Raw genomic sequence first — 18065 nt, forward strand, 5'->3', positions numbered from 1 at the left:
TGACAAAAGCATAAGGTGCTTGTATGGAAACTATTTACGACTTTCTGACTGATCATGCTCAATCAAAATACAATGATGAGGCATTCACCTTTATTGAAGATAATGGTGAACTTTCTCAAATACGCTTCAGCGAACTCCATCAGAGGGCTCAGTCAATTGCACACCACATAAAAAACCGGTGTGCTGGAAATTCGCGAGTGGTGTTATTGTTTCCCCCGGGCCTTGAGTATATTCAGTCATTCTTAGGGTGCTTATACGCGGGCGTGGTAGCGGTACCGCTTTACCCGCCACAAAGTAAAAAGCATACCGGTCGTGTGCTGACGGTTATTGATGATTGTCAGGCAAGCTTGGTGTTGACGAATGGCTCGTTAAAGTCTCAATTAGAAGGAGACTTGTCGCCACTTCCAGTATTGGGAGTTGAGTCAGTATTGGGCGTCGAGCCGTTCATCGGCGAAAAAACCGAAAACCTTAACGAACTTCCCAAAGCAGAGCAGATTGCTTTTTTACAATACACCTCGGGTTCTACCGGTACTCCGAAGGGCGTCGTTATTACTCATGGCAATATTATTGCTAACCTGAAAACGCTTCAACAGGCGACTCATTGTAGTGAGCAGGATGTGTTCTGTAATTGGTTGCCTCTGTTCCACGATTTAGGGTTGGTAAACACCTTATTGTTGCCTATTTTTTTGGGGGCGCATTCAGTGTTGATGTCGCCAATGGGATTTATTAAAAATCCTATGGCCTGGCTATCAGCCATTAGCGAGTATAAAGCGACCATTGGTGGTGCCCCCAATTTTGCTTTTGATCATTGCCTTGAACGCATTAAACCTCATCAAATGACCCATCTGGATTTGTCTTCTTGGCGAATTGCTTTTAATGCTGCTGAGCCGCTGGATGCGAATACGTTGATGCGATTCTGTGAGCGTTTTTCACGGGTTGGTTTTAAAGAGTCCGCGATTTTTCCAGCCTATGGCATGGCGGAAGCCACTGTCTTTATCTGTGGAGGCAATTATTTAACACCATACACTGCCAACGCATTTTTAAGCGAGGATTTGCAAAAGGGTAGAGCACATCTTCTACAAGATGAAGCAAAGCATCAAATTTTAATTGCCCACGGTCATGTCCAGCCGGAACATCATCTGAAGATTGTATCGCCACAGTCTTTGTCTGAGTTGCCGGATGGAGAAGTGGGAGAAATCTGGTTTGCGGGCCCTAGTGTAGCGCAGGGCTATTGGAATGATGAGGAAAAAACCAAAGCGAGTTTTGGTGCTCGTTTATCTGATGATGACGCAAGTTATTTGCGAACAGGCGACCTTGGTTTTATCCATGACGGTGAGCTCCATATTTCGGGTCGTATCAAAGATGTGATGATCATTAAAGCCCGTAATTATTACCCTCAGGATTTCGAAAAACTGGCTTACAACGTTTATCCCGGTCTGAATCAAAATGGTGCCGCCGCTTTTGAGTTTGATGGTCATGCGGTGTTGATGTTGGAAGTCAGTCGTAGTGAATTAAAAGGTTTTGATTTTAGACTCGCCGCCGAGACCATTAAAACGGCTATTTTTGAGTATTTTGACGTGGTTTTAGATGATGTTGTCTTTTTAAAAGCGGGGCGCATCAACAGAACTTCAAGCGGTAAAATTCAGCGTTCACTTTCTAAAACCCGCTACCTATCGAAAGATTTGGGTGCACTCTATTCATCATTAAATGGTGAGGTAAAACCGACCGATGCGGATAAACCTGAACAGACAAACATTCAGACTTCTCCCATAGCTCCGCTTTCGCCTATCGAATCTGAACTTTGCACGTTGTGGCAGGACGTCTTTGGGTTAGATGATATTAGCGTTGATCATAATTTCCTTAACTTGGGCGGACACTCATTATTGGCCGCCACTCTGATCTCTAAAATTCAAAAGCAATGGCAAGTTGATGTTTCTGTCAGAGATTTTTTCACCAACAATACCATTCGCAAGTTGGCAAAGGTCGTTGAATCTGCCACCACCAGTGAGTTGTCTCCCATTTTGCCTCGCTTTGGTGATGATGATTCACAGGCGTCTTATGCTCAAGAGCGTATTTGGCTGGTTAATCAGATTGAATCTGATCAGGCACAATATAATTTGTCTTTTTCGGTAAAACTCTTCGGCCAGTTAAATGTCGGTTTTTTGCAAGAAGCGTTTAGCACCATTATTGACAGACATGAATCACTGAGAACCACTTTCTACGAAGATAACGGAACAATATTCCAGACGGTTCAAGGGTCGGTGCAGTGTGAATTACCGGTACTCGATCTCACCGAGTTGAACAAAGCAGAGCAAGAGCGGCGTGTTGCCCAATTAACTCAGGAAGAGGCAAGTCGGTTATTTGACCTTGCGGAAGATCTTATGCTTCGCGTTACCTTGCTCAAGCTCAGTGCGCAGTCTCATGTTCTTCTATTAACTGCCCACCATATTGCCGCAGATGGGTGGTCCCTCGGTGTACTGACACAAGAGCTGAACGTGCTTTATGCTGCACTAATCCAAGGTGTTGAACCTTCACTGGCACCCTTAACGATTCAATACAGAGATTATGCCCACTGGCAACGTGGACAGTTAAATGATGACGTATTGCAAAACCACCTTGGCTACTGGAAACAACATCTAGATCAACTTCCTTCTGTGCATGGTTTACCACTTGATAAGCCAAGACCGGCAGTTCAAAGTTTTCATGGCGCTTCAGTGCATTGTCATCTTTCAAGAGAATTACAAGAATCACTGCATCAGTTAGCGCGGGAAAATGATGCCACTTTCTTTATGGTGATGAATGCAGCCTTTGCCACTTTATTGAGCCGGTATTCTGGTGAATCCGATATTGTGATTGGCGCACCTGTGGCGAACCGTGAGCAGTCAGAGTTAGCACCACTGGTTGGTCTGTTTATTAATAATTTGGTATTTCGCTCGGATTTATCTGGAGATCCATCCTTCACTGAATTGTTGGCGCAAAGTAGAGAGCGTGCTTACGCTGCCCAGGAGCACCAGCAAACCCCCTTTGCCACATTAGTGGATGCTCTACAACCAGAGCGTAATCTCAGCTATAGCCCGCTGTTTCAGGTAATGCTAAACCTGCAAAATCAGACGATAGAACCATTGAATTTACCCAGTGTTGAAGCGACGTCGCTTAAGTCTTCTGGTTCATTGACTCAGTATGATTTGATGCTAATTGTTCAGGAAAATGAACGTGGTCTGGAAATGGAGTGGCAATACGCCACTGATCTCTTTTTGAAACCCACTATTGAAAGAATGGTGGCCCAATTTGAGACATTGCTTGAAAGCATTGTGTTAGCGCCTGAAACAAAAATCAGTCAACTATCGTTACTCACCCGACAAGAAACGACTCAGCTACTCCATGATTGGAATGCAACACAGGCAAGGTACCCCCAAGAGAAGTGTCTCCACCAATGGTTCGAGGAGCAGGTAAGCGCGACACCGAACGCCATTGCAGTCACATTTGAAGAGACAAGTTTGTCTTACGAGCAGTTAAATCAGCGGGCTAACCAGTTGGCTCATTACCTGGTTGAGCAAGGGGTGAAGCCCGATTCCGTGGTGGGGGTTTGCGTTAAACGTTCTTTGGAGATGTTGATAAGCACGTTGGCCGTTATGAAATCTGGCGGTGCTTATCTGCCTATGGACCCGGCTTACCCTAAAGCTCGCCTGGATCATATGATGACGGATTCTGGTGTGGGTTGGGTGATCACCTCAGAGGCGATTCACCAGGAGCTCGCTCTCAGACAGGCAATTTGCCTCGATAATCAACAATGCAAAGAGGAATTGGCGCAATGTGAGTCTAGTAACCTGAGCCCTGAGCGTCTCGGTTTAACCTCTCATCATCTAGCCTACTTAATTTATACCTCTGGCTCTACCGGCAAGCCTAAGGGCGTGATGCTGGAACACCGCAATGTCACTAACTTCCTCACCTCAATGGAACAAACGCCAGGCTTCGACCAATCAGATACATTGCTGGCGGTTACCTCCCTGTCCTTTGATATCCATGTGCTGGAGTTGTACTTACCGTTAGTCACCGGGGGTCACGTCATTATTGCATCTTCAGAGGACGTTGTTTCCCCGGATGCATTGTCCTCTCTGTTGACAACGCATGGGGTAACGGCCCTGCAGGCAACGCCTGCAACCTGGAAGATGCTGGTGAATACCGGCTGGCGTCCTGCCTGCAAGCTCAAAGCACTTTGTGGTGGTGAAGCGCTAAGTGTTGATTTGAAAGATGCCTTAATTGAGAGAGAAAATCTTGAGCTTTGGAATATGTTTGGACCAACCGAAACGGCTGTGTGGTCTGCAACTGCCCGAATAAAAGATGCTATTTCGTTGGGTGAACCGATTGCTAACACGCAGTGTTATGTGTTGGATCAGCATCTTAGGCCGGTGCCTGTGGGCGTTGTTGGCGAGTTATATATTGGGGGGGATGGCGTTGCCCGAGGTTATCTGCATCAACCCGAACTCACGGCGGAACGATTTCTTGATAATCCATTTTTGGATCAAGCTAATGCGCGTATGTATAAAACGGGGGATCTGGTTCGTTGGTTACCAGGTGGTCAGTTGGAATACGTTCGCCGTGCGGATTTGCAGGTAAAAGTACGTGGCCATCGCATAGAGTTGGAAGAAATTGAAACCGCTCTAAAACAACAGGCTGATGTGGTGGAAGCGGTCGCTCACGTTTGGAGCGAAGGTGATACGACTCAGTTGGCAGCCTATGTAACTGTGGCGGACCATGCAAATATGGCAGCCTCCGCGGCCAAAGAAAATTTACCTAACCGGGTTATTGCGCATCTTGAAGGCCTGTTGCCGGCGTATATGATCCCTTCTGCGATTGTTTGTCTCGAACAGATTCCATTAACTCCAAATGGAAAAATCAATCGTAACGCATTGCCCAAACCTGAATTCAATGATGCGGTGGAAATCGTTGGACCACAAACACCCGTAGAAGCGCAGCTTTGTGAGATGTGGCAAGCGCTGTTAAACCTTGAAAACATCAGCGTGACAAGTAACTTTTTTCAGTTGGGTGGGCATTCGTTATTGGCGGCTCGTCTGGTTGCGCAGATTCGTCAGCAGTGGAAGGTAGATATCCCCATCAGAACCCTGTTTACCGAGCAAACCATTCGTAAATTGTCTCAGGCCATCGAGTTTGCTACGGAAAGTCAGGTACCAAAAATCGTCCCCAGAGCGACCGATGAAGCGGTTGCCGTCTCCTACGACCAACAGCGACTTTGGTTATTGGACCAAATTGAGCAAGGCAGTACCCAATACAACTTGAGTCGTGGTTTTCAACTGATTGGGAAACTGAATGTAAGAGCGTTGAATTTTGCTTTTCAACGCATTGTTGAGCGTCATCATGTTCTTCGAACGACTTTCCAGACCACCGCATCCGGCGATGTCACACAGTCAATTTTTGATGAGTTCCAGGTGGCTCTGCCTATTGTTTCGCTGCTGGGTTTAACGGAGGCTGAGCAACATCAGGTAACCCTGCAACATAGGCGGGAAGAAACAGACAAGGTATTTGACCTGAGTAAAGACTTGATGCTGCGTGTAAAACTTCTGCAGTTCGGTGAAGACGCTCATGTCTTATTGGTGACTATGCATCATATCGCGGTGGATGGTTGGTCAGAAGGCATCATCATCAAGGAATTTACCGCGTTATATCAGTCTTTTGTGGAAAATCAGCCCAATCCTTTACCGGAATTGCCGATTCAGTATGCCGATTACGCTTGGTGGCAAAACAATTGGTTAAAAGCGCCGGTACTTGAGAAGAATTATCAGTTTTGGAAAGAGCAGCTGGAGGGTATTCCTGAGGTTCACAACTTACCGTTGGATTACCCTCGGCCAGCCATTCAGAATTTTGAAGGGCTCACCCATCGCCAAACGATCAGCAAAGAAATTCAACAGGGCTTACACGCACTGGCTAACAAGTACGATGTAACCTTATTTATGGTGCTCAACGCGGCGTATGCGGTGTTATTGGCCCGTTACTCTAATGAAGACGACATTGTGGTGGGCACGCCTGTCGCCAACCGTGACCATGCGGAGTTAGCCCCCTTAGTGGGTTTCTTTGTGAATACGCTGGTGTTACGTACCGATCTGTCTGATAACCCAACGTTCGAGACACTGCTGCAACGCAGTAAATCCTACTTATTGGGCGCTTATGAGCATCAGCAGTTGCCCTTTGAAAAGTTGGTCGATGAGTTGCAGCTTGAAAGGAGCTTAAGCTATTCGCCCTTGATTCAGGTCAAGCTTGCGTTGCAAAACAACGAATTGGGTCAGTTTGCATTGCCGGGCTTATCCATTTGCCCCATAGACCAAGAACAATCTGTCTCCAAACTGGACCTAAGCTTAGACATCTTCGAGATGGAAGACAGTGCTGAAGAGGGCATGTTATTCCTCTGGGAGTATGCCACCGCACTGTTTGATACTGCGACCATTGAACGTCTGAGCAAACACTTTGAAGTGCTATTGCAGCACATCATTGCAATGCCTGAATTGAGTGTGGGTCAACTGCCGGTTCTCACTCCCGACGAGGCGCAACGGTTGCTGCATACCGCGCCAGAAGAACTCGATGAACAGGGGCTTGAGCGATCCCAGAACACCTGCATCCATGAGCTATTTGAACAACAGGTGGCACGCAACCCCGATGCGATCGCGGTGGAATTAAGTACTGGCCTCAATGGGGTTGAAGAGAAGCTCACGTATTCTGAATTGAACATCGCCGCAAACCAGGTGGCGCATTATCTGGTTGAGCAGGGGGTGCAGCCAGATTCCTTAGTGGGGGTCTGTGTCGAGCGCTCGGTCGAAATGATGATTGCTCAGTTGGGCGTACTGAAAGCCGGCGGTGCGTATGTCCCGGTTGACCCAAGTTATCCGCAAGATCGCATCGAGTACATTTTAGAGGATTCCGGGATTGAAATCCTATTAACTGAAAATGAGTTATTAGCGGATTTACCTCTGGATGATCAACAAATTCTTCTGCTCGATGAAGCAATCCGCGAAGCATTGCTGGGTGAATATTTCCAAGAGAATATTGATAAAAATCAGTATCCCCATGGTACACCACTGACCTCTGAGCATTTGGCCTATGCCATTTACACTTCTGGCTCGACAGGGAAGCCCAAAGGTGTATTGATTGAGCACAGAGGCATCGTCAATCTCGCGCAAGATATGCAACGGCGCTTCGGTCATGATCAGAACACTTGCATTTTACAATACTACTCTTTCGCTTTTGATGCCGGGGCAGAAGACTGGATTGGCGCGCTCACTTGCGGCGGTACGCTGCGCTTAATCAGCAATGACGACCTATTAGATTTAGACATCATCACTGCGGTCGTGAACACGTCTAATGTGACTCACTTGCATGTGCCACCGTCTGTTCTGGCCTTGCTGGACCCCCATAAGATGCCCAGTATTAAGACGGTCGAGGCGGGTGGTGAAAAGTACAGCCAAGAGCTGGTGGATAAATGGGCGGCTAGTACACAGTTTTTCAACGTCTATGGCCCAACCGAAGCCAGTATCTCCAGCAGCTTCAAGCACTGTCGGGTGGATGATCAGGTGATGTCCATCGGACAGGCCATCCCGAATGTTCAGTACTATGTCTTAGACCGCCATCTTACTCCGTGTCCTGTTGGCGTGGCAGGAGAGCTTTTTATCGGTGGTATAGGGCTGGGTCGTGGTTATATCAATCAGCCAGAACTCACCGCAGAGAAATTCATCGCGAATCCTTTCTATGACGAAAGCTCCGCCTGCGGTAGCCCACGTTTGTATCGCACCGGAGATTTGGTTCGCTGGATTCCGGGTACGTCATCTCAGGATTCATCCGGCGATTTGGAGTTTTTGGGGCGAATTGACCAGCAAGTGAAAATTCGTGGTTTCCGGGTGGAGGTTAGCGAAATAGAGTCTGTTCTATCGCAGCATGTCACACTCAACGATGTGGCAGTGATCGATCGTGACACGCCGAAGAAACTCGTTGCTTTCTTCACTCGCACTGAGGTGGCCACATCACAAAGCTCTGAGCAGATCATTGAGTCACTCAGGGAGCATCTGAAGCAGTCTCTGCCTGACTATATGCTGCCGTCTGCGTTTGTCATGCTGGAGGACTTACCTCTAACGTCTAACGGTAAAGTCGACCGCAAAGCCTTACTGGCGATTGATGTCTCTGAGCAACTGATCAAGCAAGAATACGTCGCGCCACGCTCGGAAGCAGAAAATCAACTCTGCGCCATCTGGCAGGCGCTATTGAAAGTTGAACAGGTGGGGGTTACCGACAACTTCTTTGCGCTCGGTGGGGATTCTATTCTGGCAATTCAGGCGGTCAACCGTGCCACCCAGGTCGGTTTAGGCCTGACCACTCGGCAGCTTTTTGAAAACCAAACGATAGAAAAACTGGCACCGTTGGCCAAACCACAGGAAACCGGACAAACCCGTATTCCTGATGCAAATTTATTGCAACAACAAGACCCCAGTTTGGCGCTGCAAAGTCAAATCTCAAAATGGCGGAAGGCGTACCCAAACGTGGTCAAAGCGTATCCCACCACGGGGATGCAGCACGGTATGTTGTTCCACAGCAGTTTGGAGGCCTCAGCGTATGTAGCGCAGCTATCGGTTTCTTTAACCGGCAAGCTGAATATCGATGCCTTGCAGCAAGCGCTCAAGACTATTGTCGGTCGCCATGACGTCTACCGAACCGTGTTTACACAAGACTTTACTCACCAGTTGGTGCTATCAGAGGCAGACCTGCCACTGGCCCAGATAGACTTATCTGGCCTTGACGATGCTCAGCAACAAACGCGTCTGCAAGCTCTGATCGAGCAGGATAAAGCCACAGGCTTTAACGTTGAGCAGGCGCCGCTAATGCGTATTTCACTGATCTCATTGTCAGATACGCAGCATTGTTTGATCTGGTCAAATCATCATGCGCTGACCGATGGTTGGTCATTGCCGCTGGTCTTTAAGGAGGTTATGGTGCTCTACGCAATAGCCGCCGCTGGTGAAGACGGTTCGTTACAATTGGCGACGGCGCTGCCAGACGTAAAACCCTACGGTGACTATCTCTCTTGGCTTGCTCAGCAGGATCTAGACTCGGCACGCGATTGGTGGAAACGACAGCTTCAAGATGTGGTGTCCGCCACCAAGATTGATCTTGCAACCCAACCTGACCGCAACGCGCGCGGAGCAAGAAAGCAAATCCATACTCTGACGGCAAATCAATTCGTCGAGCTACGCACCGTTGCAAAGCACTATGAGGTAACGCTAAATACCCTGGTGCAAGCGGCTTGGGCGTACCTGCTGCATCGCTACAGCGGCGATAAACACGTGATTTTTGGTGAAACGACCTCCGGTCGTCCGGCGGAGATCACCGGTGTTGAGCAGATGGTAGGCTTGTTTATTAATAGTCTCCCCGTACTGGCTGAAGTCGATCGCCACCAAGACATTGGTTGCTGGTTGAAGCACTTACACCAAGCGAGTATTGAGCGCGCCGAGAAGGGTTTCTTGCCTCTCACGGAAATTCAAAATGTGTGCTCAGCGGGGCAATTTACCCGTGACCGCAATTTGTTTGAGACGCTGGTGGTGTTTGAAAACTATCCGGTTGATGAGGAAATCGAAAAAATCATAGCCAGCTCTGAATTGCGAGTGGTTGATGTTCAAAACGACGAGCAAACCAACTACCCACTGACACTGACGGTACTGCCAGAAAGTGCAGGGCAAGGCAGAACGTTGAGATTTGAACTGGCCTATCGTGCTGAACAGTACTCAGACACCACCATTAAACATTTATTGGATTACTTTGCCGAAGTCCTCAATGCATTGCAGGAAAGCCGCTTCAAAACGCTTTCGGACATCACAGCACATCTGTCCTCTAACGAGCATCCATCACTTCAAAATTGGAATCGCACTGACTGTGATTCTCCTCGCGGTACCTGCATTCACGAGCTGTTTGAAGCCCAGGCAGCCGAGACGCCAGATGATACGGCACTGGTGTTCGATGGCGAGAGCTTGACTTACCGTCAGTTAAATGAAAAAGCCAACCAGTTGGCCCGATATCTCGTAACACAGGGTGTTAAGCCTGATTCGGTGGTTGGTCTATGTGTGGATCGTTCGCTGGAAATGCTGATTGGCGTATTAGGTGTCATGAAAGCGGGGGGGGCGTATCTGCCCATGGACCCGACTTATCCGCAGGCTCGGTTGGTACACATGGTGGCGGATTCCGGGGTGCGTTGGATCATCACTCAGAAGCATCTGACGGAGCAGTTTACCGCAGATCTGTTCTCTGGCGGTTTATTTTCCGCTGAGCTGGCGCAAAAGCAGACCGCATCGGTCGATAAAGTGATCTGTATTGATGAAGAGGCCTTTGGTGTTGAACTGAGCCAGCAGGAAACCGCTAACCTAAGCCAACAGGAACTGGGGCTAACAGCCAATAACCTGGCATATCTGATTTATACCTCGGGCTCTACCGGTAAGCCGAAAGGGGTGATGCTTGAACACCGAAATGTGGTGAACTTTCTGACGTCAATGCAGCAACAGCCAGGTCTCACTGGTGCGGACAAACTGTTGGCCGTCACGTCACTCTCTTTCGATATTCACGTTCTGGAATGTTACTTACCCCTTATCACAGGGGCGCAGGTGGTGATTGCCTCTTCAGAAAATGTGGGATCGCCTGAGGATCTCGCGAAACTGATCAATGAGCATGGCATAACGACCATGCAGGCGACCCCCGCCACCTGGAAAATGTTGATGAATCACGGTTGGCAGCCGCAAAAGCATTTCAAAGCCTTGTGTGGGGGAGAAGCGTTAAGAAACGATTTGAAGGATTCCCTGCAGGCGTGTGACAAACTGGAACTGTGGAACATGTATGGTCCTACAGAAACCAGTGTTTGGTCTTCTGTCTGCAAAATTAACGGTGAAGTGTCTTTGGGGTGCCCCATTGCCAATACCCAATTTTATGTCTTAGACGGTGATTTAATGCCTGTGCCTGCGGGTGTTGCCGGAGAACTTTATATCGGTGGTGAAGGGGTGGCCAGAGGCTACTTGAACCAGCCTGAATTAACCGCACAGCGCTTTGTTGCCAATCCGTTTTCCGACCTGTCAGGCGCACGTTTGTATCAAACCGGTGACTTAGTGCGTTGGATACCCAATGTCGAGGGTAACGGTGGGACGCTGCATTACATTGCCCGCGCAGATCAACAAGTTAAGCTGCGAGGTTATCGGGTTGAGCCGGGTGAGATTGAAACTCGTCTGAATCACCACCCTGGAATTCGAGAATGTGTGGTGGTGGCGAGAGGCGAGGAGGGCAGCAAATACCTTGTGGCCTTTTATCTGGCAAAAGCATCAACAGAAGACAACGTCATCGAGCTAGACGCTGAAACGCTGAAAGCCTCGCTGAGGCAGGATTTACCAGGCTATATGGTGCCTGCCGCCTGGGTGAGTTTGGCAACCATTCCTCTGACTCCCAATGGCAAGTTGGACAGGCGCACGCTGGAATGCATGGATTTGACATTAGAATCGGCCCAGAGCTATCTCGCGCCTCGCAACGAGAGTGAAGCAACGCTGGTGAACATCTGGGCAGAAGTATTAGGGCTGGATGCCGCCACCATTGGCGTGAATGATCGCTTTTTTGAACTGGGTGGCCACTCATTGCTGGCCACTCAGGTCATCGCCAAAATCCGCAGCCAATTTGCGATTGAACTGCCGTTGAGAACGCTCTTTGAACAGGAAACCGTGGCAGCGTTGGCGGGCATCGTGCGGGCAACGGAGAAGCGTTCTCTGCCACAGATTGTACCTGTGGATCGCAATGAGCTTGCCGCACAAGGTGATGGCAATTTGCCACTGAGTTTTGTGCAGGAACGTCTGTGGTTTATCGATCAATTGGATCCTGACAGTGCTGGCTACAACATTCCGGGCGCAGTCACCCTCAAATCTGATGTCGGTCATCCTCTGGATGCACATCAAGTGGAGCAGGCTCTCAACATTATTATTGCTCGCCATGAAAACTTACGCTCGTTGTATCCCGGCGTCGACGGTAAGGTTCAGCAGGTCATTCAAGAAAGCTACGATTTCGAGCTTGGTCGTGTAGATTTAAGTCATATCGGTGATCGTGAGGAACGCTTAGCCACAGCACAGGAGAGGTGTCAGCAGGAAGCGTCAACGCCATTTGATTTAAGCATCGGGCCGTTGATCAGGGGCCAGCTTATTCAGCTCAGCGCTGTAGAGCATGTGCTGGTGCTGAATATGCATCACATCATCAGCGACGGTTGGTCCATGAGTGTGATCATCAAAGAATTCCGTCACATTATGGCGGCATTCCAGCAGGGTAATGAGCCTGAATTACCAGCCTTGCCGGTGCAGTATCTGGATTACAGCCTCTGGCAGAGAAACTTCATGGAAGACAGCGGACTGCTGCAAACTCAGTTGGATTACTGGGGCAAAAAACTTTCAGGTGCGCCAGAGCGTCTGAATTTAGCGACGGATTTTCCAAGGCCAAAAGAGCCGAATTTTGAAGGCTTCACCGAAGTTTTTCACATTGACGAAGCACTCACCGAAGCACTGAACCATCTGACGGAAACACAAGGTGCAACGCTGTACATGACGCTACAGGCGGCATTCAAAACCTTGCTGTATCGCTACACGGGACAGGAAGATATTTGTTTTGGTGGCTCTATCGCCAATCGCCAACACGAAGAAACCGAAGGCCTTATTGGCATGTTCGCCAACACGCTGGTGTACCGCGATTTATTGGACGGTGATGATTCTTTCAACGCGTTATTGGCACAAGTGAAAAACACCTGTCTGGAAGCGTATGAGCACCAGGATACCCCCTTCGAAAAAATCGTTGACCTGGTGCAACCAGACCGAACTGTCGGCATCAGCCCGCTATTCCAGGTGATGTTTGTATTGCATAACGTGGCCATGGATCTCTCCGATAAAGATATTCAAGACTTCCCGTTGGAGCTGAATTTCAGCCGTTTTGATTTGATTGTGCACTTTACCGAGACCCAGCAGGGCATGGACGGCATGATTGTTTACAAAACAGCCCTGTTTAAGCAGGAAACCATTCAGCGCATGGTGCAACACTTCACTGAACTGTGTCGTGCCATCGTCGCCGCGCCTGAGTCGAAACTCACGGAGTTGAATTACGTCACGGACGCAGAGCAGCAGCGACTGACGGCGACTAACACCACCAATCAGTTGGATTACCCCAAAGAGCACTGTATCCATCAATTATTTGTTCAACAGGTGGCTTGTAACCCAGACAAGGTGGCATTGGTTGAGGCCACAGAAGATAACGCGCATCAGCTTACTTTTAAGCAGCTTGGCCAACAAAGCCATAGGCTGGCGCTGTATCTGCAATCCCAAGGTGTGCAGCCCGATAATTTGGTTGGACTGTGCGTAGAAAGGTCGCTGGGCATGATGGTGGGACTCATGGGTATTCTGGAAGCGGGGGGCGCATATGTGCCGCTGGACCCTGAATATCCGGAGGATCGTCTGTCTTATATCGCGAAAGATAGCCAGGCAAGCATTATTGTCACGCAAGCTCAGTTTAAAGACAAAATAGAGGCCGTAGTGCAGCCTGGTACTCAGGTCATCGTGCTTGATGAAAAGGGCAGTCTTCCGAATCAACTTCTTGAAGAAGTTAACGCCCAAAAGCGCACCCTGAATCAGCAAGTACAGTCGAATAATTTGGCCTATGTGATTTACACCTCCGGCACAACCGGGCAGCCCAAAGGGGTCATGATTGAGCATCGGATGGTCGTGGATTATTGCTACTCTGTGGTGGAAAGGATGGGCCTTAATCGTTGCGACCGCTTTGCTGCAGTGTCCTCTTTCTCTTCTGATCTTGGCAATATCTCACTATACGTACCCCTGCTGTTCAGCAAAACACTGACATTATTGGGTAACGATTATGTCAACAATCCCACCGAGCTGCTGGATTATTTAGATAAGCACCCCGTTGATTGTATGAAGATCACACCTTCACATTTTGACATGTTCAAAGTGTCTGACACCAAGATTATTCAGGTGCAAAAAGTGTTGATCTTTGCGGGGGAAGCGCTCACCAAGCCTACCGTGGATTTAGTGAACGGGCTCAATCCTAATTGTCAGGTGTTCAATAACTACGGCCCTACTGAAACCACCATTTCAAAAATCGCCTCAGAGCCGTTGACCGCTGAAAACACAGACAACGTTACCAGTATCGTGCTGGGTCAACCGCTTCACAACACTCAGGTATATATCTTAGATCAGCACAACCACCCGACCCCAGTCGGCGTGCCGGGTGAGCTGCATATTGCTGGTGATGGTGTTGCGAGAGGTTACTTAAACCGCCCAGAGATGACGCAAGCAAAATTTGTGGCCAACCCCTTTATTCCCGGTAGTCGCATGTACAAAACCGGCGACTTAGCCCGCTGGCTTGACAACGGCAACATTGAGTATCTGGGCCGAATGGATACCCAAGTGAAGATTCGTGGATTCCGTATCGAAACCGCAGAGATTGAATCTGCTCTCAACGAGCATACGGCTATTAGGTTTTCAGTGGTAGTGGCACAAAGCCAGGAAAATGCCGATGGCATGGTGAATAAGCAGCTGATTGCTTTTTACACCCGTGATGACGTTGAGCAGACGCCAACAAACGATGAATTGAAAACGCATCTTTTACAGACTTTGCCAGATTACATGGTGCCTGTGACGTTTGTCAGCCTTGAGGAAATCCCTCTGTTGGCAAACGGTAAGGTCGACCGCCAATCACTGGAACGGATGAATATCAGCCTAGCATCAGGGCAGCTTTATGTGGCTCCACGTAATGAGTTGGAAGAAATACTCGTGGCTATCTGGGCCGGTATTCTGCAAATCGATGCGAACACCATTGGTGTGCACGACGACTTCTTTAGTTTGGGAGGGCACTCACTGCTGGCCGTCATGTTGGTATCCAAAGTAAAACGAAAATTGTCCGTTAAGTTGCCGCTGAAGGAGGTCTTTAACCTGAAAACCATCAGCGGCACCGCAGAGTACATCATTGCCAATACCGAACCCCCACAACCTGAAGTCTCGCTTGAGATGAGTGATGCGAACGAGATTGCTGAAGAGGATTTTGTAGAGGGTGAAATTTAGGCTCTCACTCACACTTAGGCCCTCACTCACTGAGTTGAAGGTCGGATTTTGGTGTACGGATTCTGTTGGTGGGGAATTCGATAAAACCCAATTATTACCACTGTTATTACCACTGTGCCGGAAAATCCAATCGAATGTTTTCTAGCACAATTTATATACGGAGATAATTATGAAGTTAGATTACATTGTTGTAGGAGCAGGGCCTGCTGGTTTGCAGCTTGCGTATTTTTTAGAAAAACAACAGCAAAGCTACACCATCGTTGAATCTGCTGAAAGAGTGGGGGAATTTTTTCGTCATTATCCACGTCATAGAAAGCTCATCTCAATTAACAAAGTTAATACCGGTTTTGACGACGCTGAAATGAATTTACGTTGGGACTGGAATTCATTACTCAATGACAAAGTCTTCTTTCCTGAATACAGCCAGGATTATTTCTCTTCAGCGGATAAACTCACTGATTATTTGGAAGACTTTACCACCACGCATAACTTGAATATTAAATTCGGTTTTAAAGTGCTCAATGTCAGCAAAAGCGGCGGTGAGTTTGTATTGAAAAGCGAAAGTGGCGAGGTCGTTCAAGGGAAAAACTTGATTGTGGCCACCGGATTCTCTAAAGAGAAAGTGCCGACATTTCCCGGTGCAGAGCTGGCAGAGATGTACAGTGAGCATGACATTGACCCAATGAAGTACAAAAACAAACGCGTACTGATTTTGGGTAAAGGTAATTCTGCTTTAGAAACCGCAGAAAACCTTATTGAGACTTCTGCCACGGTGGCGTTGTGCAGTCCCAATCCCATCAAATTGGCTTGGAACACACACTACGTCGGCAACGTCCGCGCGGTGAATAATAACTTTCTTGATACCTACCAGTTGAAGTCACAAAACATTGTGCTGGACGCCGATATTACCTCTTTAGAACGCACTGATGATGGCAAAATCATGGCGCACATCCACTATACCCATGCGAAGGATGAGTTGCGCTCGATACCCTTTGATCATGTCATTATGGCAACGGGTTTTAAATTCGATAACACCATTTTCGATGAAAGTTGCAGACCGGCTTTGAGCCACGAAGGTAAATTTCCCAAAATGACCAGCTCATGGGAATCTACCAACGTGTCCAACATGTACTTTGCCGGCGTGCTGATGCATCAGCGCGATTTCAAACGCACTATGTCTGGTTTCATCCACGGGTTTCGATACAACATCCGCGCCTTATCTCACATTCTGAACAAGAAAAACAATGGCATTGCCTGGCCGGCAGAAAAACTGTCTGCAGACTCGGCGGTGATTGCCAAGCACGTATTGAGACAGCTGACCTATTCTTCTTCCATGTTTTTACAGCCAGGTTTCATGGGAGACGTGATGGTGTTTGATACACCCGAAGACGTTATTTACATGAAGGACGTGCCGATTGAATACATGGAAGACAGCGAGCTGTCGTCAAAAGAATCTTATTGCACCATCTCTTTGGAATACGGAGATTTCAGCCACGTCACTGACCCTTTTAACATTGAGCGCGACCCGTCACCGGCCAAGGCCCATGAGGTTGAATATCTCCACCCTATTATTCGCTTCTACAGCAAAGGCAAGATGTCTTACGAGCGTCACATACTCGAAGATTTGGAAAACGATTATGAAAGGGAATGTTTTCGAGAAGTGACTGAAAATATATTCAAAGAAGCGCTGATGGAAGCGGCGATGACATCAGACTTTGTTAAGCCTGCGATGCAAAAGACTGTCATGCCGAAGGTTGTGATCGGCACGAACGCGGCCATGGGTAAAGACATCGCCAGTCCAATGGAAATTGCCGAATAAACTCAGCACCTAAGAATCAATAGACCTTAAAAATCATCGCACTTAAAAACAATCAGCACCAGACATCAAAAAACGCACTGGATGGGCCTTTTGCCTTCTTCATAAGAGGATAATGATTCAATGACCATTACAACAAGAGTATTCAACGAGCAAACAGGCTCCCCATTTATCATTGAAGCTGAAGGCCCATCTGGTGATTGTCCATCTGGTGATTGTCGGTTATCTGAACTCAGTGCATGGAAGCAGGAACACAGTGATTTTATTCAACAAAAACTGTTAGAGCATGGTGCTATTTTAGTGCGTAATTTTGGTATCGATTCACTCGCCCATTTTAATGATTTTTTGGGGGATTTCAGACACGCCACATTGCTGGATTATGCGGGTGGTAATTCTCCTCGTACCAAATTGTTAAAAGGGATTTACACCTCTACCGAGTATCCACAAGAACATTTTATTTCTCTGCACAACGAATTTTCCTATAACGATCAGTGGCCTGAGCATCTGTTTTTTTGTTGTGTGACACCACCCGTTAAAGATGGCAATACATTAATTGCGGATGGACGAAAAGTACTGGCGCTTCTGGACCCTGAAGTGATCGAAATGTTTGAGCAACGTAAAGTCACCTACATTCGAAACATGCACGATGGTAGCGGATTTTTTGGCCCATCATGGCAGGAAACGTTTGAGACGGAAGATAAAGATAAAGTCAGTGAGTTCTGCAAAAAATCCAATATTGACTTTGAATGGAAAAAAGACGGCGGCCTGAAAACCACTCAGTTGGGCTTGGGTGTCGCCACTCACCCCATCACTAAAGAAAAGGCCTGGTTTAATCAGGCAGATCAGTTTCACGTCTCTAACCATCCTCGTGATTATTACGACGCCATGGTGGATATGTGTGATGGCAAACTGGATGAGTTACCTCAACATGCCTGTTTTGGTGATGGCACTGAGATGACAAATGAAGTACTCGATAGCATCAGAAATGCGTTTAAACAGCTAACAATTTATTTCCCCTGGCAAAAAGGCGATGCCCTAATCCTCGATAACGTATTGATGGCCCACGGGCGAGCCCCTTTCTCCGGTGCCCGCAAAATCTTAGTGGCTATGTCATAAGT

Annotated in this window: 3 protein-coding genes; all 3 read left to right on the plus strand. The window is 48.0% G+C overall.

Annotated features, from left to right (window positions below):
- Positions 1-23 precede the first annotated feature (23 nt).
- Positions 24-15131, plus strand: a complete 15108-nt coding sequence (locus tag LU351_RS17745; protein WP_232595438.1) for a non-ribosomal peptide synthetase — start codon at positions 24-26, stop codon at positions 15129-15131.
- Positions 15132-15300: 169 nt separating this feature from the next.
- On the plus strand, positions 15301-16950 hold the full coding sequence (locus tag LU351_RS17750; protein ID WP_232595439.1) for an NAD(P)-binding domain-containing protein: 1650 nt from the start codon (positions 15301-15303) through the stop codon (positions 16948-16950).
- Between the two features lie 120 nt (positions 16951-17070).
- Positions 17071-18063: a TauD/TfdA family dioxygenase gene (locus LU351_RS17755; RefSeq protein ID WP_232595440.1), complete on the plus strand. Its 993-nt coding sequence runs from the start codon at positions 17071-17073 to the stop codon at positions 18061-18063.
- The last annotated feature ends 2 nt before the right edge of the window (positions 18064-18065 follow it).

Origin of the sequence: Marinibactrum halimedae (assembly GCF_021234875.1) — a bacterium.
GTDB classification, from domain to species: domain Bacteria; phylum Pseudomonadota; class Gammaproteobacteria; order Pseudomonadales; family Cellvibrionaceae; genus Marinibactrum; species Marinibactrum halimedae.